The organism is Dechloromonas sp. ARDL1 (genome assembly GCF_051122455.1).
GTDB lineage: Bacteria > Pseudomonadota > Gammaproteobacteria > Burkholderiales > Rhodocyclaceae > Azonexus.
The window spans coordinates 1,861,165-1,883,544 of sequence record NZ_CP168939.1 but is presented as its reverse complement, the minus strand read 5'-3'; the positions used below and the strand labels follow the sequence as shown (position 1 = coordinate 1,883,544).

Here is a 22,380-nt window from a genome sequence, read left to right as displayed (position 1 = left end):
CGGCTAGGGCAAATTCCAGGCCTTCCGGCGGCGGCGGTATTCCGCCTCGGGGAGCTGAACGATCAGGGGATTGCAGGCCGCGTCGAGCCAGTTACAAATCTCCGTCATGTCGGCAAGCGAAGCGGCGGTACAGCCCGCCGTCGGAACCCCGGCCGCCTGCCAGACGTGCAGGAAGATGCAGGAGCCTTGTCCGGGCAGGCAGGCGGCGTTGTGGGCAATGACCGCGCCGATGACGTAGCGCTCGTCGGCGCGCAGCATCTCTTCGTGGGAGCGCCAGTCGACCGCATCGACCGTTTCCTGGTCGATCACCCGGTTGTAGTAGCGGGAGGCCGTGTCGTCGATGCACTTGAGCTGCGGGCCGGTGCAGCGATAGGGCAGCCGGGCGGACTGCGCAATGGCGCTTTCCGGTCCCGCCTCGCCGAATAGCGCGGTAATCGCGAATATCCCGGCTGGCGCGCAGCCATCACCTTCTCGTTTGCGGCTTTCCGAGGCATTGGCGGCGGGGTGCAGGCCAATACCCCAAGCCAGGCCGGAGCGCCCGAGGCTGACCGGTATCTCGTCACCGAAGGCCTGCCAGTCCTGTGCGCGATGCGGGCGGGTGAAGCGCTGCAAGGTGGCGGTGTCGCTGCACCAGTCGGCGGCGAGGACACGCAGGATCTGGCAGGAACTCGCAGGAGCTGGCGCGTCGGTATCAGGCATCGGATTGGCTGCAGACAGGCAAATATGACGAATTCTGCCCGAATACGGTATGCTTTGAAAAAATAACAATATCGACCACAGGGTTATTCGTGTTTTTACACTGACCCCGGTGGCGTCAAGGGAGTTTATTTCGCCCATGCCGACCGGTTTTTTGTCGCTGGTTCTGAATGCGCCCGAGAGCAGCTTGCTCTACGTCGGGAACTACGATCGCCTGCTGGTCGGATTTTCCATCGCTATCGCCGTCCTGTCTTCATATGCCGCCTTGCTGATTGCCCAGATGGTCAATCGGGACGGTCAGATCGAACGCCGACGTGCCTGGATTGCGTTGGGTGGCCTGTGCATGGGTTCGGGTGTATGGGCCATGCATTTTACTGGCATGCTGGCTTTCAGCCTGCCTTGTTCCACTACCTATGATCCCTTGGTAACCGGGCTTTCCATGTTGCCGGGTGTGTTGGCCAGCGCGCTTGCCGTGGATGCGTTCAGCCGCCCGCATCCTGCCGGAAGGCGATTGTGGTTGGGCGGGTTGCTGTTCGGTGGGGGCATTGGTGCAATGCATTATGTCGGCATGTCGGCCTATCGCATGAACGGCCTGATTGTTTACGACGCACGGCTATTTGTGCTTTCCATTGTTGTTGCCGTCCTGTTCTCGGTGCTGGCGCTGTGGATTACGCATTTCCTTGCTGCATGGCGAGGAAAATGGCGGATGCTGTCTCCCATGGTGGGCGCCGTGGTCATGGGGGGCGCGGTCTCAGGCATGCATTACACGGCGATGGCTGCGGCCTACTTTGTCAGGGGGGGCGAGGTCGTCACGGCATCGACCTTGACGCCGACCTTCCTGGCATATGTCGTCCTGATGATCGGTATGTTGCTGACGCTGGTCACCCTGCTTGCACCGTTTGTTGCCCGTCTGTCCTTCCAGTTCAGCAAGCGACAACTGAGGGTTGTTACCCTCCTGCTGGGCGGCTGGACGCTGGCCTGCTGGTTGGCGACGGGTGTCTACACCGAAATGCAGATGCAGGAAGAGTACGCCCAGGAGGCGGCATTCTCGGAGCACCAGGCCATGTTGGTCGCCGCGCATATCGACGAGATGCTCGGCATGATGCGGGGGGTTCCGGCCACGCTGGTCAAGAGCGACATGGTTCGGCGCGCGCTCCTGCGAATGAAAGACAGTACCGATGGTGCAAGCGATGAGGCTGAGCGCCGGAAGACCTGGAGTGAAGACCCGGAGTTGTCCGGCTTGAATCGTTATCTGTCCTTACTGACCGGAAATATGAGTGCCGATGCCGTATGGCTGTTGCGGGCGAACGGGGATTGCATCGCCGCCAGCAATGGCGAAACCGACGGGAGCTTCGTGGGAGCCAACTTCGCCGATCGTCTGTATTTTCAGGAAGCGGCAGCCGGCAAGCAGGGACATCAATATGCCGTCGGGCGGGTCAGTCATGTTCCCGGGCTATATTTTTCCAATCCTGTTTTCGATGCTGGCGGGTTTTTGGGCGTCGTGGTCATCAAGCGGGACATCACCAGTTTTGCCAAATGGATTGCCGATGTGAATGGATTCCTGGCCGATAACAACCGGATTGTCGTGCTGGCCAGCCGGCCGGATTATCTCTATCGAAGTCTTCCCGACAGTACGATCAACCAGTTGCCGCCTGTCGAGCGGGAGCGGCAGTATCGGCGAAGCAGCTTCCAGCCCTTGAGTTTCAACCGATGGAAAGGCGACGAGCTACCGAATGTGCTGCGTCTCGGTGCTGAACCCGAGCCGGTCGTCATCGCCTATCAGGCACTCTCGGGGCATGGCTTGAGCGTCTACGTTCCGCGTCAAGTAAGCAATCTGCCGTCTATCGAGTCAAAGCGGTTCTGGCTTTTTCTGCTCGCTACCATTGCCGGCAACATGTTGATTCTGGCCTTGGTTGCCATGATGCTCTATCTGCGGGCCGTGCGCCGTGCCGAATCGACCGCTCAGGTGACGGCTGCTCTGCTCGAGGAGCAGGTTGGCGAGCGGACTGCGGCACTTCAGAAGGCCAACCTGAGCCTGCAGGAGGCGAGAAATGCCGCCGAACAGGCCATGAATGCCAAGGGCGCATTCCTCGCCAATATGAGCCATGAGATTCGTACGCCGTTGAATGCCATCGTCGGCATGACCCATCTGATGCGTCGCGATGGCGTCGAGCAGCGACAGGCGGGGCGATTGGAGAAAATTGATCTGGCCGGCCGTCATCTCTTGGGCGTGATCAACCAGATTCTTGATCTGTCGAAGATAGAGGCCGGAAAATTCGAGTTGGATGAAGCGCCTGTTTCTGTAAACAGCATCATGACGGGGGTGGTATCCATGCTGCAAGAGCGCGCCCACTCGAAGCGCATCGAGTTGCGGATGCAGACCTTGGAGTGTGCCGCCCCCTTGATTGGCGATCCGGCGCGACTGAGCCAGGCACTATTGAATTTGGCTGCCAATGCCGTGAAGTTCACCGATATCGGCGCAGTGACCGTGAAGGCGAGGCTTGCTGAAGAACGTGACGACGATGTGACGATACGGTTCGAGGTTGAAGATACCGGAATCGGCATCGCGCCGGAGGCCATCGAACGCCTGTTCGATGCCTTCGAGCAGGCCGACAATTCGACTAGCCGGCGCTTTGGCGGTACAGGCCTCGGCTTGGCGATTGCCAAGAAAATTGCACTCCTGATGGGCGGCGAGGTCGGTGCCAGCAGCATTCCGGGGCAGGGGAGCTGCTTCTGGTTTACTGCACGGTTAAGAAAAGGTGGAGCTTTGACATCGCCGAGCAATGCGCATGCGAGCAATTCGGACCTTGGCAAGGCGTATGCGGGGAGCAGGGTGTTGCTGGTCGAGGATGAGCCGATCAATCGCGAGATTGCACTCGAGCTGCTTGCCGATTCGGGTCTGGAAATCGATGTTGCCGAAGACGGGTTGCAGGCTGTTGAACTGGCCAGCATCAATCACTATTCGCTGATCCTGATGGATATGCAGATGCCGAAGCTGGATGGCATTGAGGCAACCCGGCGTATCCGTGCGCTGCCGGGCTGGGGAGATGTACCTATTCTGGCCATGACGGCAAATGCCTTCATCGAGGACCGACGGCGCTGTGAGGAGGCCGGGATGAACGATTTTGTCGCCAAACCAGTCGATCCCGAGCATTTGTTCGCCACGATCCGCAAGTGGTTGCAGCCTGGAAATGCTTGAGTCTATCGGTGATTGGTGTTGATGATTTTGTCGATATTGAAAATTGATTAAATGGTGGATATTTATGGCATTTTTGCTGGAATGGTATAGAGTTAACAGCGTAGCAGTGTCTTATTGAGGTGAATCCATGGCCATTGATTCCGTGACTTCGACAATCAGCGCCTACGTTAGCGGCGGGGCGCAAGCCGGCAAAGCGCAGCAGGCGCAACAAGCGCAACAAGCCCAGCAGGCACAACAGCCCGAAACACGTGAGCCGCGCCCGGAAGAGCGCGTGGAGCGGAAGGAAGAGCCGCCGCGCCCTGTCGTCAATGCCCAAGGGCAGCAGACGGGTACGCTGATCAACGTGATTGCTTGATTGCAGCCAACTTGAGTTGATATAGCGAGATGCCGGTAGCTTCTTCGTCCGGCACGCAGGCAGCGGGCGGCGCGCTATGGGCGCAGATTCAGCAGCAGCAGGCCCAGCGTAACGCAGATCAGGCCGAACAGCGTGCCAGAGCTTTGCAGAGCCAGGCCCGGGCGGCACAGAGCGAGGCGGGGCGTGCCCAGGAAACTGCGCGCAGCTTGCAGGCGGAGTCCAAGGCCGCTCAGAGCGATGCGGGCGAGGCGAGGCGGAGTGCACTTGCCTTGCGCTCGCAGAACGCCTTGCAGGCCCAGTTCAGCGACTTGCAGGGACAGATCGCCCGGGTGCTCGACAATACCTTGTCGGCAACGCCGAGTGTTTCGGCTGGTGTCGTCAATACATCGGGACAGCAGACGGGAACCTTGATCGACGTGACCGCCTGAGGCTTATTTTTTTGTCATTTCCGGGCGCGCCAAGCGCCCTTTTTTTCGGGCTTTGGTATTGTCTCGGCTTCGTTGAACTGGCTGTGAAAGGAATCGGATCTTGCTAGCGAATCATTGGTGTGCGTCGGTCGACGCCACTATTCAATTGCGCACCGGCTGCAACCCGCTGGAAAAGCACGGGCCGCAGGCCGTCCTGGTGCATGCCGATGCCTGGGCACCCGTGGATGCGGTTGCCGACCCGCACGATATACGGCAGGTTGTCGATTACGAGGTGATCTTCCTTGCCATCCGCAAACTGGAAGAAAATGCGCATTGCGAGTGCCTGGAATCCAGCATTCTGGAGGTGATGGCGGCTATTTTCGGGATGCGCATCGTGTCCTCTGCATTCGTCTCCATGCACAAGCCGCATGTCTATAACGGGCAGGGTACGCCGGCTATTTCTCTGTCGATGACCCGTGAGCAATGGGAAAGGATCCGGCGTTGATTTCAGCCATCGGCGCCGTTTCGGCCAATGGCATGATTGGCCTTGATGGCTGGTTGCCTTGGGATATTCCGGATGAACTGGCGTATTTTGAGAAAACGGTGGCTGGCGCCGCGCTGGTCATCGGGCGCCTGACCTACGACTCAATGGATGTTGTCCCGGCGGATTCATTCATCGTTTCCCGTCGGGCTGACTTGGTTGTACGCGACGGATGCACACGGGTCGCCACGGTTGAGGATGGTTTGCATCGGGCGCTGGCGATGGGAAAGCCGGTATTTGTCATTGGCGGGGCCTCGATTTATGCAGCCGCCTGGCGATACTGCCATCGCTTCTGGCTGACTCGGATCGAGCAGTCGTTCTACGGCGACTCGTCTTTTCCGGACACGGTGGATTTGAGCGGGTGGACCATCGAAAGCGAAAGTGCTCGATACCTGCGTGAGCACAGAAGCGGAGTCGACGTGATGTGTCGTTTTTTCGTCTATCGACAAAATAACCCGCTTCCGCTTCCTGTTGTGGATTGCAATTCGTTCGGGGCCTGATCAGAATGGGTTTTACCGATTCTGCAGTTTTGATAAGTGAAAACAATGCCTGAGCAGAATGCCCGTTCCGGGTACCATCTGTGGTTCGCCCTGATTTCTCTGGTGGGCGGTGGCTTCGTTCTATTGGCGTTTGTGCTGTGGTCGGCTTATCAAAGTGTTTGGTCCGAGGCCAGGGATGTGGCGATCAGCCAGTCCGAACTGGTTGAGGCGCGTCTCGATTCGACCTTGCGCCGCGTCGAGGCAACGCTGGACGACTTGGCTGCGAGAATATCGAGTGAGGCCTACGATGCAGCCGGCAGGGAGCGCTTCCGCCGGAGAATCGAGACCGATTTGGAACGCGCTCGCCATGTATTTCCCGAGGTGGCAGGCTTCCGTGTAATCGATGCTCGCGGCGACGTGCTGTACCGTTCCGGTGGTGGTGAATACGTCAATCTGGCGGATCGCTCCTATTTCACCGAGCCGAAGATCAATCCGGATGTCGGCATGGTTTTTTCCGAAGTCATTACTTCGCGAATCACGGGGCGTCCGACCATTGTCGCGGCTCGCGCAGTACGCGGGCCTGGTGGCGGTTTTCTCGGTGTCATCAGTGCGGCAATTGAATTGGAATATTTTGAATCGCTATTCCGTTCGGTGCGTCTCGGTGAGAATGGGGCTATTGCGGTTCGCCGCAGCGACCTGCATACCTTGGTTGTCAGATATCCGCCTTGGACACAGGAGATAAATCGTCCGCTCGATGCCGAGCATACGGTAGTCAAGCATTTGCAGCGCGGTGAGCGGCATGGGGTGCTCGATTTTGTTGCCCAGGCGGATGGGGTTCGGCGAATCTATGGCCTCCGCGTACTGGAACGCTACCCGTTCTACGTCTTGATCGGTTTGGCAGAAAAGGACGTGATGGCTGGCTGGCGGGCACGGTCGCTCCTCGTCTTGTTGCTGGGCAGTGCTTTGTTCGGGGGCATGATTGTCGTGGTTGTCGCGCTCTACCGGTCTCAGCAGCGTGAGCATTCGGTGGCTCAAGCCCTGCGCTTGAAGGATGAGCGGCTGACTTCGGCACAGCGTATTGCCCAAATGGGAAGTTGGGAGGTTGAACTGCCGGGGATGAGGGTTCGCTGTTCAGAAGAGTTATTCCGTATCTTCGAACTGCCACAGGCAGCGGAATGGTCAAAGTATCAGGATTTTCTGGCGCAGGTGCATCCGGACGACAGGGAGACGGTCGACAGGGTTCTGCATGATTCGATAGCATCACGCCAGCCGGCAACCTTGAAGCATCGCCTGGTCATGCCGGATGGTCGGATCAAGTTCGTTCTCGAATTCTGCGAGGCTGAGTATGGCGAGGACGGTACGCCGCTGAGGGTCATCGGTACGTCGCAGGATGTCACCGGACAGCATGAAATGACGTCGAGGATGCTGCTGTTGGCGAGTGCCGTTCAATACAGCGGTGAGGCGATCCTGATGACCGACGCCGAAAACAGGATCGTTGAAGTCAATCAGGCTTTTACCCGGCTGACAGGATATGAGGCATCGGAAGCCATCGGGAGGAATCCCAGCTTCCTGTCGGCAGGGCGAACGACACGCCAAGAGTACGCCCAGCTTTGGTCCAGCTTGGCGGAGCATGATTTCTGGCAGGGGGAAATTTGGGATCGGCGCAAGGACGGTGCGGTTTATCCGAAATGGATGTCGATCTCGGTAATCCGTGACGACGACGGTGGGGTTCGCTACTACGTGGCGCATTTCACGGATATCAGTTCGGAGCGCGCCGCCGAGGAGCGCCTGCACCACATTGCCCATCACGACGTGCTGACCGGCCTGTTTAATCGTTTCAGCCTGAAGGGGCATCTCGATCAGGCGCTTGCCGCAGCACGCCGTGACGCCACCAAGGTAGCGTTGCTGTTCATCGACCTCGACCGCTTCAAGGTCATCAACGATACCCTCGGGCACCATATTGGCGATCTGCTGCTGATCGAGGTTGCCCGTCGCCTGGAGTTGTGCGTACGCGACAGCGACGTGGTGGCCCGCCTGGGGGGCGACGAATTCGTGATCATGTTGACCGGGGTCGCGCAAAGCTCGGCGGTGGCGACGGTGGCGGAGAAGCTGGTATTCAATATCGGCTGCTCCTATCAAATCGAAGGATTCGATCTCTACACCTCGCCGAGTATCGGTATCGCGATCTACCCGACCGATGGACCGGATGGCGAAACACTGATGAAGAACGCCGATGCTGCCATGTACCACGCCAAGATGGCCGGGCGGAACAACTTCCAGTTCTTTGACCAGAAGATGAATGATGCGGCCGTTGATCGACTGAAGATTGAAAACAGCCTGCGCCAGGCCTTGGCCAACCAGGAATTTCGTCTGCATTACCAGCCGGTTATCGACGTGCTTTCGGGCCGGGTACGCGGAGTGGAGGCGCTCGTTCGCTGGCAACACCCGGAGCAAGGACTGCTCTCGCCCATGCGTTTTATTGGTGTGGCTGAGGAAACAGGGCTGATTCAACCATTGGGCGAATGGGTGATCTGGGAGGCCTGCCGGCAGCTTGCCGAATTCAAGGTGGCCGGGGTGACCGATTTCCGCATGGCCATCAATATCTCGGCAGTGCAGATGCGCAATGGCAACCTGCCCCTGCTTGTGCGCGGGGTCATGGAGGCCTATGACCTCAAGCCCGCGGACCTTATGTTCGAGATAACCGAATCGGTAGCCATGGAGCAGCCGACCGAAACGGTGCGTATCCTCGATCTCCTGAATGCCATGGGGGTCTGCATCGCGATCGATGACTTCGGTACCGGTTATTCATCGTTGAGTTATCTGCACATGTTCCCGATCAGTCACCTCAAGCTTGACCGATCTTTCGTCGAGGAAATCGGCAACGGAACCGATGGTTCGGTGATCTGCGATGCCACCATCGGGTTGGCACATAGCCTGGGCCTGAAAGTAGTTGCCGAAGGGGTGGAAACCCAGGCTCAGCTCGATTATCTGCAGCAGTTGCGCTGCGATATGGTGCAGGGCTACCTGTTCAGTCGTCCGCTACCGGCGAACGAGGTACTCGACGTCATTCGTCAGCGGAATACACCTTAAGGGGTGACAAAAAGGCTTGCCAAGCCTTTTTGTTTTCCCTATGATTCAAACGAACGTATGAATCATAGGAGGTTGACATGGCGGAAGTCCGTAATGGCGATACCCGCGAACGCATTCTCGATGCGGGCGAACGGCTGTTCATGGCCCATGGTTACGAAGGCACCTCGATGCGCCAGATTACCGGGGAAGCCGGCGTCAATCTGGCGGCGGTTAACTATCACTTCGGCTCCAAGGAAGCGTTGATGCAGGAAGTCTTCCGGCGCCGCCTCGACTGGCTGAACGACGAGCGCATGCGCGTATTGGACCTGATGGAGGCCGAGGCTGACGGCAAGCCGCTAAAGCCGTCGCAGATTGTCGATGGCTTCTTTGGCACGCTGCTGCGCATGGCGGGCGACGAGAAGCGCGGCGGGGTGACTTTCCTGCGCCTGCTGGGGCGCACGCTGACGGAGCCATCCGAGTTTATCAGGGCGTTTCTCGCCCACGAATACAAGGAAGTGATGGATCGTTACAAGGAGGCGCTGTTCAAGGCCCTGCCGGACGTTCCCAAAGCGGAAATCGTCTGGCGTTTTCACTTCATGCTGGGGGCGACCTCCTATGCCATCGCGGGTACCGATGCCCTGCGCCTGGTCACCGACTGGCAGATCGAGGAAGAGGATTCGACGGATCGCCTCGACCGTCTGGTGCCGCGCCTGATGTCCTTCCTGCTCGGCGGGTTGCGCGCCCCCTTGCCCCAGTTTTCGGAAGAAACGGCCGGCAGCAAATAAGCGGTCGATACCAATAAAAGACGTAAAAGGAGACATGCAATGCAAACTGTTTTCATGATTCTGGCGGGGCTGCTGGGGGCGATCGTATTGATCGTTGCCATCCGCCCGCTTCGCCGGGCGCTCGTTACCAGCCCTATTTTTGCCACCTACCGCAAGGTGCTTCCCCAGATGTCCGACACCGAGCGCGATGCGCTCGAAGCCGGCACCGTCTGGTGGGAAGGCGAACTGTTCCGCGGCAAGCCGGACTGGCAGAAGCTGCACGCCTACCCGGTGCCCAAGCTGACGCCGGCCGAGCAGTCCTTCCTCGACAACGAATGCGAGGAAGCCTGCCGCCTGGTCGACGACTGGAAGGTGACGCACGAACTGTACGACCTGCCCAACGAAGCCTGGCGCTACATCAAGGACAAGGGTTTCCTCGGCATGATCATCCCGAAGAAGTACGGCGGCCTGGAATTCTCGGCTTATGCCCACTCACAGGTCGTGACCAAGCTGTCGACGCGCTCGTCCGCACTGTCGGTATCGGTCATGGTGCCGAACTCGCTCGGCCCGGCCGAGCTGTTGTTGCATTACGGCACCGAGGAACAGAAGAATCACTACCTGCCGCGCCTGGCCAAGGGCATCGAGGTGCCGGCCTTCGCGCTGACCAGTCCGTGGGCCGGTTCCGATGCGGCGTCGATTCCGGATACCGGCGTCGTCTGCAAGGGCATCTACCAGGGCAAGGAAGTGCTCGGCATGCGCGTCAGCTGGGACAAGCGCTACATCACGCTGGCCCCGGTATGCACGGTGTTCGGCCTGGCTTTCCACCTGTTCGACCCGGACGGCCTGCTCGGCGACAAGAAGCACATCGGCATTACCTGCGCGCTGGTTCCCTACGACCATCCGGGCGTCGATACCGGTCGCCGCCACTTCCCGCTCAACGCCATGTTCATGAACGGTCCGACGCGCGGCAAGGAAGTCTTCATGCCGCTCGACTTCATCATCGGCGGTCCGAAGATGGCGGGGCAGGGCTGGCGCATGTTGATGGAGTGTCTGGCCGCCGGTCGTTCCATCTCGCTGCCGTCGTCGAATACCGGCATGGCGCAGATGACGGCGCGCGCGGTCGGCGGCTATTCCCGCGTCCGCAGCCAGTTCAAGATGGCCGTCGGCCGATTCGAGGGCGTCGAGGAGGCGCTGACCCGCATCGGCGCCTACACTTACATGATGGATGCCGTGCGCAAGATGACGGCCGGTGCTGTCGATCTCGGCGAAAAGCCGTCGGTCGTCTCGGCCATCGCCAAGTACCACGTTACCGAGCGTGCCCGCCAAGTGGTCAATGATGGCATGGACGTCATCGGCGGCAAGGGCATCTGCCTCGGTCCGAACAACTTCCTCGGCCGCGCCTACCAGCAGGTGCCGATCGGCATCACCGTCGAGGGCGCCAACATCCTGACCCGCTCGCTGATCATCTTCGGGCAGGGCGCCATCCGCTGCCATCCCTACCTGCTGCCGGAGATGCAGGCGGCGCAGAACCCGGATGCGAAAAAGGGGCTGGTCGATTTCGACAAGGCGCTGTTCGGCCATATCGGCTTCACCATCAAGAACGGTTTCCGGGCGCTGTGGCTGGGCATGACCGGCTCGCACTTCGCCGGCGTCAATACCGACGTGGCACCGGAAATGCGTCGCTACTACCAGCAGCTGACCCGTTTCTCCGCCGCCTTCGCCTTCATGGCTGATATCTCCTTGCTCGTGCTGGGAGGCAGCGTCAAGCGTCGCGAAAAGCTGTCGGCGCGCCTCGGCGACATCCTGGCGCAGATGTACCTGATCTCCTGTACCCTGAAGCGCTACGAAGCCGAAGGTCGCAAGCAGGAAGATGCCGCACTGGCGCATTGGGCGATCTGGGACGCCATGTACAAGGCGCAGCAGGCGTTTGATGGCGTCATCGCCAACTTCCCGGTGCGCTTCATCGCCGCCTTCCTGCATCGCTCGATCTTCCCGTGGGGCCATCCGTACGTCGTGCCGTCCGACGATGTCGGCCATCAGGTGGCCAAGTCGCTGATCGCACCGTCCGCTACCCGCGATCGCCTCACCGCCGAATGCTATCTGCCGCTGGTTGAGAAGGAGCCGGTCGGCGCCATCGAACTGGCCCTCAAGGCGACGCTGGAAGCCGAGCCGATCGAAGCCAAGATCCGCGCTGCCGAGAAGGATGGCCGTTTCGACAACAACCCGCAGGCCAATGTCCGCGACATCGCCATCGTCGCCTTTGAAGCGGGGGTGATCACGGCAGCCGAATACGAGATCATGAAGCGCCGCAATCACCTGCGCGACATCGTCGTCCATGTCGACGACTTCCCGTTCGACTACAACGTCGCCACCGCCAACAAGCCGGTAGATGACCGGATGGCCGCCTGACATGAGCAAGACCATCTACGTGGTGGACGGTGCCCGCACGCCGTTCCTGAAAGCGCAGAAAGGACCGGGGCCGTTCGCGGCTTCCGACCTTGCCACCCAGGCCGGCCGGGCGCTGCTGCTGCGCCAGCCCTTCGCGCCGAGCGACCTGGACGAGGTGATTCTCGGTTGCGCCGCGCCGTCGCCGGACGAGACCAATATCGGCCGCATGGTCGCCCTGCGCCTGGGCTGCGGCAAGAAAGTGCCGGGCTGGACGGTGATGCGCAACTGCGCCTCCGGCATGCAGGCCATTGATTCGGCCATCGCCAACATCCAGTGCGGGCGTTCCGAGCTGGTGCTGGCCGGCGGTGTCGATGCGCTGTCGCGCGCGCCGCTGCTCTATTCGGATGCGATGGTGCGCTGGTTCGCCGGCATGATGTCGCTGCGTACGGCAGGCCAGAAGCTGCAGCATTTCCTGAAGCTGCGCCCGGCAGCCTTGCTGACGCCGGTCATCGGCCTGATGAAGGGCCTGACCGATCCAGTGGTCGGGCTGTTGATGGGCCAGACGGCAGAAAACCTCGCTTGGCGCTTCGGCATCGACCGCCGGCAGATGGATGAATTTGCCGTGCGCAGCCACCAACGCGCGCTAGCCGCTCGCGCGGCGGGCAACTTCGCCGAAATCGTGCCGGTGGTGGATGCGCAGGGCAAGGTCTACGCCGAAGACGATGGCGTGCGCGCCGATGCTAGCATGACCGGCATGGCCAAGCTCAAGCCTTTCTTTGACAAGAAATACGGCAACATCACCGCCGCCAACAGTTCGCAGATCACTGACGGGGCCGCCTGGGTGCTGCTCGCTTCGGAAGAGGCGGTCCAGAAATGGGGCCTCAAGCCGCTTGGCAAGATTGTCGATAGCCAGTGGTCCGGTCTGGAGCCGGAGCAGATGGGCCTCGGCCCGGTGCATGCTTCGACGCCCATCCTGCAGCGCCACGGCTTGACGTTGGCCGATGTGGATTATTGGGAGCTCAACGAGGCCTTCGCGGCACAGGTGCTCGGTTGCCAGGCTGCCTGGAAGGACGAAACCTACTGCCGCGAGCAGTTAGGCCTTGAGGGGGCTTTCGGCGGTATTGCCGACGACCGTCTCAACGTTGATGGTGGTGCGGTTTCGATCGGCCATCCGGTCGGTGCTTCGGGGGCGCGCATCGTCCTCCACCTGCTGCACGTGCTGCACCGGAACAAGGCGAAACGGGGCGTCGCGACGATTTGTATCGGCGGCGGCCTGGGCGGCGCCATGCTGGTCGAAAGCCTGAACTAAGATGCGCATCGGTATCGTGGTGGACTCGGCGTGCGACCTGCCGCGCGAGTTCCTCGACCAGCACGGCATATTGGTCATGCCGATCACCCTGCGCATCGGCGATGCCCTGGTCGAAGATCGCCGCCATCCGGATGAAACGCTGGCTTTTTACGGTCGCCATCTGGATCGGAAAAGCGAGGATTTCGCCGAGTCGATTCCGTATTCGGTATCGCAGATCGAAAGCCTCTTCCTCGAGCGGCTGGTCCTCGATTACGACTACGTGTTTTGCCTGACCATCACCAGCACGCGCAGCCCGATCTTCGACCACGCGATGCAGGCTTCACGCGCCATCCTGAGCAAATACAAGGCCATTCGCCGCGAGGCGGGTATGGAGGAGCGCTTCGGGCTGGCCGTGTTCTCGACGCGCAATCTGTTCACCGGACAGGCCGTGCCGGTCGCGGAGGCCGTACGCCTCATCCGCCAGGGCGGCTTGCCCAGCGAAATCGGTTCCCGCCTGAAATTCCTGATTGATGAAACGCATACCTACCTGGTGCCGGCCGACTTGTTCCATATCTACAAGCGGGCATCCAAGAAGGGCGATACCAGCCTGAGCTGGGGCTCCTACACGCTCGGCTCCTGGCTGGATGTCAAGCCCATCCTGCACTGTCATCGCGACGTGACGACCACGGTCGACAAGGTGCGTGGTTTCGAGGCGGGCGTCGAGCAGTTGTTCGACCGGGCCGTGCAGCGCATCCAGGAGGGGCTGGATGCGCCGAACGTCTGTCTCAGCTACGGCGGTTCGCCGTCGGTCGTCGGGCGTTTTCCCGGTTATGCCCGCTTCGCCAAGGCTGCGGAGGATAACGGGGTGCAAATTCTGGTGTCGCCGATGAGCAAGACGGCGGCCGTCAATGTCGGGCCGGGTGCCCTTTCGCTGGCCTTCGCCGCGAAGGGCCATCGCGCCCACTAAGGACAAATGCAATGAATGTGAATCTTCAACACTGGACGCTGGCGGTCGATGCGCAAGGCATCGCGACGGCAATCCTGGACAAGGCGGGCGAGTCCGCCAATTCGCTGTCGGCCGACGTGCTCAGCGAGTTTTCGTCCATTCTCGATCAGCTGGACGTTTATCCGCCCAAGGGGCTGATCATCCGTTCCGGCAAGGAGGCCGGTTTCATCGCCGGGGCCGATATCAGCGAATTCTCCCAACTCGACACCCCGGAAAAGGGGCGGACGCTGGTCGAGCGCGGCTGGGGGCTGTTCAATCGCCTCGAAGCGGTCAAGTATCCGACCCTGGCGCTGGTGCGCGGTCACTGCCTGGGCGGTGGCCTGGAACTGGCTCTGGCCTGCCGCTACCTGCTGGCGGTTGACGAATCCGGCACCAAGATGGGCCTGCCGGAAGTGATGCTCGGCATCTTCCCCGGCTGGGGCGGCATGCTGCGCCTGCCGCAGCGGGTCGGTCCGGCTGCGGCGCTGGACATGATGCTGACCGGCAAGACCATCGACGCCAAGCGGGCGAAGAAAATGGGGCTGGCCGACGACTGCGTTCCGCCGCGCGTGATGGAGCCGGCGGCGCGCCAGTTGCTGCTTTCCGGACAGCCGCGCCGGCCGCTGCCGCTGATGCAGCGGTTGATGAACGGGCCCTTGAAGGGCGTCGTCGCCAACGGAGCGCGCAAGCAGGTCGCCAAAAAGGCGCGGCCGCAGCACTACCCCGCGCCCTATGCCATCATCGATTTGTGGCAAAAACACAATGGCAATGCGCTGGCTGCTCCAGAGGTCATCGACCGCATCATTTCCTCGCCGACGGCCCGCAACCTTGTTCGCGTTTTCCATTTGCAGGAGCGGATGAAGGGCTTTGGCAAGGATTCGAACTTCAAGGCGAAGCGCGTTCATGTGATCGGCGCCGGCGTCATGGGCGGCGACATCGCTGCCTGGTGCGCCCTGCGCGGCATGACCGTGACGCTGCAGGACCAGACGCTGGAACGCATCTCGCCGGCCTTGAAGCGCGCCCATGCCCTGTTCGCCAAAAAGCTGCGCGAACCGCTGAAGATCCGCGCCGCCTTCGACCGGCTGATCCCCGACCCGCAAGGTGATGGCGTTCCGCATGCCGACGTGATCATCGAGGCCATTTTCGAGAATGTCGAAGCTAAGCATGCCCTGTTCCGCGCCATCGAGCCGCGCATGAAGCCGCAGGCCGTGCTCGCCACCAATACCTCGAGCCTCAAGCTGGAGGATCTGCGTACCGTGCTCGCCAGACCGGAGCGACTGGTCGGCATCCACTTCTTCAACCCGGTATCCATGATGCCGCTGGTTGAAGTCGTCGAAGCCGAGGGGGGCGATCCGGCGGCGCTGCTGGCAGCCTGCGCCTTCGTCAAACAGATCGACAAGCTGCCGCTGCCGGTCAAGAGCGCGCCCGGTTTCCTGGTCAATGCCGTGCTTGCGCCGTACATGCTGGCTGCCATGCGTGCGGTCGACGAGGGCATCTCGCCGGAAACGGTCGACGAAGCCATGCTTGCCTTCGGTATGCCGATGGGGCCGATCGAACTGGTCGATACGGTCGGCCTGGATATTGCCATGGCTGCCGGCAAGCAACTGGCGGGTGGTGCCGAAGCACCGAAATGCCTGCTCAGTCGCGTTGAAAAGAACATGCTCGGCAAGAAATCGGGGCAGGGCTTTTACGACTGGTCATCCGGCAAGGCCGCCAAGGGTAGCGCTGGCGCGGTGCCTGACGGACTGGCGGAAAGACTGGTCAAGCCGCTGGTCGACCGCGTCGAGCAACTGGTTGCCGACGGTGTGGTTGCCGACCGCGACCTGGCCGATGGTGGCGTCATCTTTGGTACCGGGTTTGCTCCCTTCACCGGCGGTCCGCTGAACTATCGCGCGGCATTGCTCGGGTGATGTTGCCAAATCGCAACAAGACGCAAATTTTTGTTTGATCAAACGGAATTTCAAACGTCTGTTTGAGTTTTAATTGATTCACCAAACCGGGGCCAGTTCCCCACACAATCACAACAGGAGACATACTGATGCAAAAAAGAATCACCATGCGCCTGATTCCCGCGCTGCTTGCAGTTTCGTTTTCGGGGGGCGCCTTCGCGGCTGCCTTTCAGCTGACCGGACAGAGTGCCTCCGGGGTCGGTATGGCGAATGCCGGTGCCGCCGCCGCCGCGGAAGATAGCAGCACCCTGTATTACAACCCGGCCGGGATGACCTATCTGTCCCAAGGGCACAACATCAGCTTCGCCACGACGCTGTTGAATCGCAGCACCCGCTTTACCAACGAGGGAACCGGTGGCTATCTCAATAACCCGGGTAACCCGCCGTTCTATGCAACTGGATTGGGGAAGCCAGTTGGTGATGATGGTGGAAATGGCGGTGGGTTGCACGCAGTTCCTGCTTTCTACTATACCTATGCGTTGGCACCGCAGTGGCGTCTCGGTCTTGCTGTCAATCCGACTTTTGCGGATGAGACCGAGTACGACAAGGATTTTGTCGGCCGTTATTCCGGTTTGAGAACCAAAATCCGGATCGTCAACGTCAACCCTTCGGTTGCCTACAAGGTGAACGATGCACTGTCGGTAGCGTTCGGTATCAATTACGCCAAGGCCGACGTTGAATTCAATCAGGCGGTGCCGAGAGCCGGTCTGGCAGATGGTTCCGGCACCCTGAAGGGCGATGCGACCGGCTGGGGATACAACCTTGGGGCGATGTACCAGATCACGAAAGATACGCGCGTGGGCCTGAGCTATCGTTCCAAGATCAAGTTCGATCTCGAAGGCGATAAAACTCAGACGGGACAAGCGACCCGCAGCATATTTGCCGACTTGACGACACCGGATACAGCCTCCCTGGCGCTCCGCCATCAGGTTAACGACAAGTGGGCTGTCCTTGCCGACTATACCTGGACGGGCTGGAGTAAGCTTCAGAAGCTCGAACCGGTCTACTCGGATGGCACCCGCGCCGTAGCGCCGCTTCGCTACAACTTCAGGGACACTTATCGGGTCGGTCTGGGTAGCACTTACCAATTGAACGAACAGTGGATGCTGCGAATGGGCGTTGCCTTCGACAAGGGCGCCGTTCCTGACGATGCATCCCGCACGATGACCGTGCCTGACCAGGATCGTACTTGGCTGTCGCTGGGTGCGAAGTGGAAGATTTCGCCGCAGGCATCGCTCGATATCGGCTATGCCCATATTTTCGTGAAGGAAGCCCGCACGGCCCGCCAGGTTTACGGCACTACGGCTGAAACGCCGGTTGTGCAAACCGTCCGGGGCAAGTTCGACACCTCGGTCGATTACCTGTCGCTCCAGTTGAATTATTCCTTCTGATTCGAAAAGAACCTTGCGTGAATTTAGTCCCCGGCTGGTCCGGGGATTTTTTTGTCTTTTTTCGGCAAAGCAGTTGACCACTGGGTCGGCTTGTCTATAATTCAAACGTTCGTTTTATTTACGAAGCCTTAGAACGAGACCAAAGGAGAAACGCTTGAACAAGCTGATCGTGAAGAAAGCCGCCGTGCTTGGCGCCGGCGTGATGGGTGCCCAAATCGCGGCCCATCTGGCGAATGCCGATGTGCCGGTCGTGCTGTTTGACCTGCCGGCGAAGGATGGAGACAAAAACGGGATCGTCAAGAAAGCGCTGGACGGCCTGAAGAAGCTGGACCCGGCGCCGTTGTCCAGCAAGGGCAAGCTCAAGTTCATTGACGCCGCCAACTACGATGAACACCTGGCGCAACTGGCTGGTTGCGATCTGATCATCGAAGCCATTGCCGAGCGCATGGACTGGAAAAACGACCTCTATGCGAAGATCGCGCCGCATATCGCGCCGAACGCTATCGTCGCCTCCAATACCTCCGGCCTGTCGATGAATGCGCTGGCCCAAGGGCTGCCGGAGAGCGTTCGCCCGCGCTTCTGCGGCATTCACTTCTTCAATCCGCCGCGCTACATGCACCTGGTCGAAATCATCGGTACGCAGAGCACCGATGCTGGCACCCTGGATGCGCTGGAAACCTGGCTGACCTCGCGCCTGGGCAAGGGCGTCATCCGCGCCCTCGATACCCCGAACTTCGTCGCCAACCGCATCGGCGTCTTCTCGATCCTCGCCGTCATGCATCACACCCAGGCCTTTGGCCTCGGTTTCGACGAAGTCGATGCGCTGACCGGCCCGAAGATCGGCCGCCCGAAGAGCGCAACCTACCGCACGGCGGATGTCGTCGGCCTCGATACACTGGCTCACGTTGTCAAGACGATGCAGGACACGCTGCCCAACGACCCGTGGCATGCCTATTTCACCAATCCGGCCTGGTTGCAGGCCTTGATCGCCCAGGGGGCGCTCGGCCAGAAGACGCGTTGCGGCATCTTCCGCAAGCAGGGCAAGGAAATCCAGGTGCTCGATCTGGCTGCCCAGGATTACCGCAAGTCGGCGGGTGAGATCGCCGAGGAAGTCGGTGCCATCCTGAAAATGCGCAACCCGGCCGAGAAATTCGCCGCGCTGCGGGCGTCTTCCCATCCGCAGGCGCAGTTCCTGTGGGCCATCTTCCGCGACATCTTCCACTATGCCGCCGTGCAGCTGGAAAGCGTTGCCGATAACGCCCGCGACCTCGATCTGGCCATGCGCTGGGGTTTCGGCTGGGCGCAGGGGCCGTTCGAAACCTGGCAAGCTGCCGGCTGGGCTGATACCGCCCAGGCCATCGCCGCAGACATCGCCGCCGGCAAGGCCATGAGTGCCGTTGCGCTGCCGACCTGGGTGCTGGAGGCGGGGCGCACGGGTGTGCATGCTGCCGAAGGTTCCTACTCGGCGAGCAAGAAGGCCTATGTGCCGCGCTCCACGCTGCCTGTCTACCAGCGCCAGTTGTTCCCCGAGCACGTGCTCGGCGAAACAGCAGCCACCCCGGAAAAGTCCGGTGAGACCTTGTACGAGAACGATGGCGTCCGTTTGTGGAAACTGCCGGCGGTCGATGGCGGCATCGGTATTTTGTCGATCAAGTCCAAGATGCATACCATCGGCGACGAAGTGCTGGATGGCGTCATCGCCGCAGTACGTCAGGCCGAAGGGACGCTGGATGGTGTCGTTGTCTGGCATGAGGCACCGTTCGCCGTCGGTGCCAATCTGCAGCAGGTTTCCGAAGCCATTGCCGCCGGGCAATTCGAGCTGCTTGAGCAAACCGTCGAGAAATTCCAGCGCGCCTCGCAGACATTGAAGTACGCACAGGTGCCGGTGGTGACGGCGGTTCAGGGCATGGCCCTGGGTGGCGGCTGCGAGTTTGTCATGCATGCCGGCAAGCGCGTGATGGCGCTGGAAAGCTATATCGGTCTGGTCGAAGCCGGTGTCGGCCTGATTCCGGCTGGCGGCGGCTGCAAGGAGTTTGCCGTGCGTGCGGCCGACTGGGCCGCCCAGTCGGCAACGCCGGGCGAGGTGTTCAACTACCTGCAGCCGGTATTCCAGACCATCGCCATGGCCAAGGTCGCCAAGAGCGCGCAGGAAGCTGTCGATTTCGGCTTTGCCAAGCCGTCGGACACCATCCTGTTCAACGCCAACGAACTGCTGTGGGTAGCGATCAGGGAAGCGCGTGCCATGGCCGATGCCGGCTACGCACCGCCGCAAATGGCGCGTGGTATTCCGGTTGCCGGCAAGAACGGCATCGCCACCTTCGAGATGATGCTGGTCAACATGAAGGAGGGCGGCATGATCTCGGCCCACGACTACAAGGTCGCCAAGTCGGCCGCCATCGCCCTGTGCGGCGGCGAGATCGAGACCGGCAGCCTGGTCGATGAGGAATGGCTGATCACCGTTGAGCGCCAGCTGTTCGTCGAATTGCTGAAGACCCCCGAAACCCAGGCCCGGATCAAGCACATGCTCGAAACCGGCAAGCCCCTTCGCAATTAATCGGGTCAGGAGACATATAACCATGAGCAAACAGATTCAAGACGCCTATATCGTCGCCGCCACCCGCCTGCCGGTCGCCAAGCGCAACGGTATGTTCAAGAACGTCCGTCCGGACGACATGCTGGCGGCCGTCATCAAAGCGGTCGTCGCCCAGGTGCCCGGTGTCGATCCGGCGCTGATCGGCGACGTCATCGTCGGCTGCGCCATGCCGGAAGCCGAGCAGGGCATGAACGTCGCCCGTATCGGCGCGCTGCTGGCCGGCCTGCCGATCACCGTGCCGGGCATCACCATCAACCGTTTCTGCTCTTCCGGGGTGCAGGCGGTGTCCGATGCCGCCAACCTGATCCGCCTCGGTCAGGCCGACGTGATGATCGCCGCGGGCACCGAGTCGATGTCGGTGATGCCGCAGATCATGGGCAACAAGATGTCGATGAACCCGGCCATCTTCGCCAAGGAGGAAAACCTCGGCATCGCCTACGGCATGGGCCTGACCGCCGAGAAGGTCGCGCAGCAGTGGAAGATCAGTCGCGAGGCGCAGGATGCCTTCGCGCTGGCGTCCAACCAGAAGGCCTGTGCCGCGATTGCCGCCGGCCATTTCAACGCCGAGACGACGCCCTACGCGATTCGCGAGAGCCTGCCCGACCTGAAGAGCGGCCAGATCAAGCTGCGCGAGCGCACCGTCGAGTTCGACGAAGGCCCGCGTGCCGATGCCTCGCTGGAAAAACTGGCCAAGCTGAAGCCGGTCTTCCATGCCCGTGGTTCGGTCACCGCCGGCAACTCGTCGCAGATGTCGGATGGGGCCGGTGCCGTGATGCTGGTCTCGGAGAAGATCCTGCGCGAACACAACCTGACGCCGCTGGCCCGCTTCGCCGGTTATGCGGTCGGCGGCGTTGCCCCTGAAATCATGGGGATCGGTCCGATCGCGGCGATTCCGAAGGTGCTGGCGCAAGTGGGTATCAAACAGGATGACCTCGATTGGATCGAGCTGAATGAAGCCTTCGCAGCCCAGTCGCTGGCCGTGATGCAGGAACTTGGCCTCAATCCGGAGAAGGTCAATCCGCTGGGCGGCGCCATCGCCCTCGGCCACCCGCTCGGCGCGACGGGTGCCATTCGTATCGCCACGCTGGTCCACGGTCTGAAGCGCACCGGCGGCAAGTACGGCATGGTCTCGATGTGTATCGGCACCGGCATGGGCGCCGCCGGCATCATCGAGGCGCTGTAGGGCGTGAAACCGGCTTGGCTAGCCAAACTCCCGCCATCGTGGCGGGCGCGGATGGTGCGGATGGGGTTCAACTTCCATCCGGCCTTCCGCGGCACGGGCGGCCGGGTGATCCATGTGGCGCAGGATTTGCGCCACATCCGGGTGCGTTTGCCGCTCAACTGGAAGACGAAGAACATCGTCGGCTCGCTGTATGGCGGTTCGTTGTTCGCGATCACCGATGGCGCACACCCCATGATGCTGATGGCAGCGCTGGGTGACGGCTACATCGTGTGGGACAAGGCGGCGAGCATCCGTTACCGCAAGCCGGGTTTTTCGGCGCTGTATGCGGATTTCGTGCTGAGCGATGGCGAATTGGCCGACATCCGCGCCCAGCTCGCCACAACGCCGGAACTGGAGCGAACGTTTCAGGTGGAGTTGAAGGATAGCAGTGGCACGGTGCATACCGTGGTTGAACGAACGGTCTATATTGCCGATAAACATTACTACCGCCAAAAGAGCGGTGGAGGAGACAAAACGTGATTACATCGACATGTGTTCGGCGGGCAGCGCTGATTGCCGCCTTGATGGCCGTTCCCGGCTTGCATGCGGCCGAAGTGGCGGGCGTCAGGGTGGATGACAGGCTGCAAGTCGGCAACAGCGAGCTGGTGCTCAACGGTGCCGGACTGCGCAGCAAGCTGTTCATCAAGGTCTACGTCGGCGCCCTCTATGTGGGGCAAAAGTCCAGCACCCCGGCGGCGATCTTCGACAATACGGGGCCGCGCCGGATGGTGCTGCGCTTGCTCCGCGACCTGGACGCCGATTCGCTGCATTCGGCGCTCGACGAAGGCCTGAAGAACAACCACACGACAGCCGAAATGGCCGACATGAAGGTGCAGGCGGATCAGCTGGCCGGCATCATGAAGTCCATCGGCAAGGTACGCGAAGGAGACGTCATCGCCATCGATTTCTCGACGGAAGGCGTGGCGGTCAGCCAGAATGGAGAGTCTCGCGGCAAGGTTGCCGGCGCCGGTTTTGCCAAGGCGCTGCTCAAGGTCTGGTTGGGCGACAAGCCGGCCGATGCCTCGCTGAAGAAGTCGCTGCTGGGCAGCTAACG

General features: G+C 60.9%; 17 protein-coding genes. 16 read left to right on the top strand and 1 reads right to left on the bottom strand.

All coding sequences use genetic code 11. From position 1 onward, the window contains the following. Positions 1-3: 3 nt before the first annotated feature. On the bottom strand, positions 4-699 hold the full coding sequence (locus AB6Q56_RS09330; protein ID WP_434516772.1) for a L,D-transpeptidase family protein: 696 nt from the start codon (positions 697-699) through the stop codon (positions 4-6). Between the two features lie 136 nt (positions 700-835). Here AB6Q56_RS09330 and AB6Q56_RS09325 point away from each other — a divergent pair, with 136 nt between their 5' ends. The 16 genes from AB6Q56_RS09325 to AB6Q56_RS09250 all read left to right on the top strand — a co-directional run bounded on the left by AB6Q56_RS09325 (position 836) and on the right by AB6Q56_RS09250 (position 22,378). Beyond that, positions 836-3,895, top strand: coding sequence for an MHYT domain-containing protein (locus tag AB6Q56_RS09325; RefSeq protein ID WP_434516771.1), 3,060 nt, complete (start codon positions 836-838; stop codon positions 3,893-3,895). 127 nt (positions 3,896-4,022) lie between these two features. After that, positions 4,023-4,250 carry a hypothetical protein gene (locus tag AB6Q56_RS09320; RefSeq protein WP_434516770.1) on the top strand — a complete coding sequence of 76 codons (228 nt, stop codon included), beginning with the start codon at positions 4,023-4,025 and terminating at the stop codon, positions 4,248-4,250. Positions 4,251-4,279: 29 nt separating this feature from the next. Continuing rightward, positions 4,280-4,678 carry a hypothetical protein gene (locus AB6Q56_RS09315; protein WP_434516769.1) on the top strand — a complete coding sequence of 133 codons (399 nt, stop codon included), beginning with the start codon at positions 4,280-4,282 and terminating at the stop codon, positions 4,676-4,678. A 100-nt stretch (positions 4,679-4,778) separates the two neighbouring features. Continuing rightward, the gene (locus AB6Q56_RS09310; RefSeq protein ID WP_434516768.1) at positions 4,779-5,162 is read left to right on the top strand and encodes a dihydroneopterin aldolase; all 384 of its coding nucleotides are present in this window, start codon (positions 4,779-4,781) and stop codon (positions 5,160-5,162) included. Continuing rightward, positions 5,159-5,698, top strand: a complete 540-nt coding sequence (locus AB6Q56_RS09305) for a dihydrofolate reductase (RefSeq protein WP_434516767.1) — start codon at positions 5,159-5,161, stop codon at positions 5,696-5,698. The genes AB6Q56_RS09310 and AB6Q56_RS09305 overlap by 4 nt, the downstream gene beginning before the upstream one ends. 45 nt (positions 5,699-5,743) lie before the next feature. Next, complete coding sequence (locus AB6Q56_RS09300) at positions 5,744-8,767, top strand: bifunctional diguanylate cyclase/phosphodiesterase (RefSeq protein ID WP_434517148.1); 3,024 nt, start codon at positions 5,744-5,746, stop codon at positions 8,765-8,767. Positions 8,768-8,844: 77 nt separating this feature from the next. After that, the gene (locus AB6Q56_RS09295) at positions 8,845-9,531 is read left to right on the top strand and encodes a TetR/AcrR family transcriptional regulator (RefSeq protein WP_434516766.1); all 687 of its coding nucleotides are present in this window, start codon (positions 8,845-8,847) and stop codon (positions 9,529-9,531) included. 54 nt (positions 9,532-9,585) lie between these two features. Then, on the top strand, positions 9,586-11,919 hold the full coding sequence (locus tag AB6Q56_RS09290) for an acyl-CoA dehydrogenase (RefSeq protein WP_434517147.1): 2,334 nt from the start codon (positions 9,586-9,588) through the stop codon (positions 11,917-11,919). 1 nt (position 11,920) lies between these two features. Next, positions 11,921-13,207: an acetyl-CoA C-acetyltransferase gene (locus AB6Q56_RS09285; RefSeq protein ID WP_434516765.1), complete on the top strand. Its 1,287-nt coding sequence runs from the start codon at positions 11,921-11,923 to the stop codon at positions 13,205-13,207. A 1-nt stretch (position 13,208) separates the two neighbouring features. Continuing rightward, positions 13,209-14,153: a DegV family protein gene (locus tag AB6Q56_RS09280; protein ID WP_434516764.1), complete on the top strand. Its 945-nt coding sequence runs from the start codon at positions 13,209-13,211 to the stop codon at positions 14,151-14,153. Between the two features lie 11 nt (positions 14,154-14,164). Next, complete coding sequence (locus AB6Q56_RS09275; RefSeq protein ID WP_434516763.1) at positions 14,165-16,081, top strand: 3-hydroxyacyl-CoA dehydrogenase NAD-binding domain-containing protein; 1,917 nt, start codon at positions 14,165-14,167, stop codon at positions 16,079-16,081. Between the two features lie 128 nt (positions 16,082-16,209). After that, on the top strand, positions 16,210-17,511 hold the full coding sequence (locus AB6Q56_RS09270; RefSeq protein WP_434516762.1) for an OmpP1/FadL family transporter: 1,302 nt from the start codon (positions 16,210-16,212) through the stop codon (positions 17,509-17,511). Between the two features lie 154 nt (positions 17,512-17,665). Beyond that, positions 17,666-20,065 (top strand): 3-hydroxyacyl-CoA dehydrogenase/enoyl-CoA hydratase family protein, encoded by a 2,400-nt coding sequence (locus tag AB6Q56_RS09265; protein WP_434516761.1) that lies wholly within the window; start codon positions 17,666-17,668, stop codon positions 20,063-20,065. Between the two features lie 22 nt (positions 20,066-20,087). Then, on the top strand, positions 20,088-21,287 hold the full coding sequence (locus AB6Q56_RS09260) for an acetyl-CoA C-acyltransferase (RefSeq protein ID WP_434516760.1): 1,200 nt from the start codon (positions 20,088-20,090) through the stop codon (positions 21,285-21,287). A gap of 60 nt (positions 21,288-21,347) precedes the next feature. Then, a complete protein-coding gene (locus tag AB6Q56_RS09255; RefSeq protein WP_434516759.1) occupies positions 21,348-21,806 on the top strand; it encodes a DUF4442 domain-containing protein in 459 nt (152 codons plus the stop codon). Then, positions 21,803-22,378, top strand: coding sequence for a chalcone isomerase family protein (locus tag AB6Q56_RS09250; RefSeq protein WP_434516758.1), 576 nt, complete (start codon positions 21,803-21,805; stop codon positions 22,376-22,378). The genes AB6Q56_RS09255 and AB6Q56_RS09250 overlap by 4 nt, the downstream gene beginning before the upstream one ends. The last annotated feature ends 2 nt before the right edge of the window (positions 22,379-22,380 follow it).

What these genes read in the sequence shown, in the direction of transcription:
- AB6Q56_RS09295 (WP_434516766.1), top strand. Translation starts at nt 8,845, where the DNA reads ATGGCGGAAGTCCGTAATGGCGATACCCGCGAACGCATTCTCGATGCG.
- AB6Q56_RS09320 (WP_434516770.1), top strand. Translation starts at nt 4,023, where the DNA reads ATGGCCATTGATTCCGTGACTTCGACAATCAGCGCCTACGTTAGCGGC.
- AB6Q56_RS09300 (WP_434517148.1), top strand. Translation starts at nt 5,744, where the DNA reads ATGCCTGAGCAGAATGCCCGTTCCGGGTACCATCTGTGGTTCGCCCTG.
- AB6Q56_RS09260 (WP_434516760.1), top strand. Translation starts at nt 20,088, where the DNA reads ATGAGCAAACAGATTCAAGACGCCTATATCGTCGCCGCCACCCGCCTG.
- AB6Q56_RS09290 (WP_434517147.1), top strand. Translation starts at nt 9,586, where the DNA reads ATGATTCTGGCGGGGCTGCTGGGGGCGATCGTATTGATCGTTGCCATC.
- AB6Q56_RS09315 (WP_434516769.1), top strand. Translation starts at nt 4,280, where the DNA reads ATGCCGGTAGCTTCTTCGTCCGGCACGCAGGCAGCGGGCGGCGCGCTA.
- AB6Q56_RS09255 (WP_434516759.1), top strand. Translation starts at nt 21,348, where the DNA reads ATGGGGTTCAACTTCCATCCGGCCTTCCGCGGCACGGGCGGCCGGGTG.
- AB6Q56_RS09280 (WP_434516764.1), top strand. Translation starts at nt 13,209, where the DNA reads ATGCGCATCGGTATCGTGGTGGACTCGGCGTGCGACCTGCCGCGCGAG.
- AB6Q56_RS09330 (WP_434516772.1), bottom strand. Translation starts at nt 699, where the DNA reads ATGCCTGATACCGACGCGCCAGCTCCTGCGAGTTCCTGCCAGATCCTG.
- AB6Q56_RS09325 (WP_434516771.1), top strand. Translation starts at nt 836, where the DNA reads ATGCCGACCGGTTTTTTGTCGCTGGTTCTGAATGCGCCCGAGAGCAGC.
- AB6Q56_RS09285 (WP_434516765.1), top strand. Translation starts at nt 11,921, where the DNA reads ATGAGCAAGACCATCTACGTGGTGGACGGTGCCCGCACGCCGTTCCTG.
- AB6Q56_RS09270 (WP_434516762.1), top strand. Translation starts at nt 16,210, where the DNA reads ATGCAAAAAAGAATCACCATGCGCCTGATTCCCGCGCTGCTTGCAGTT.
- AB6Q56_RS09275 (WP_434516763.1), top strand. Translation starts at nt 14,165, where the DNA reads ATGAATGTGAATCTTCAACACTGGACGCTGGCGGTCGATGCGCAAGGC.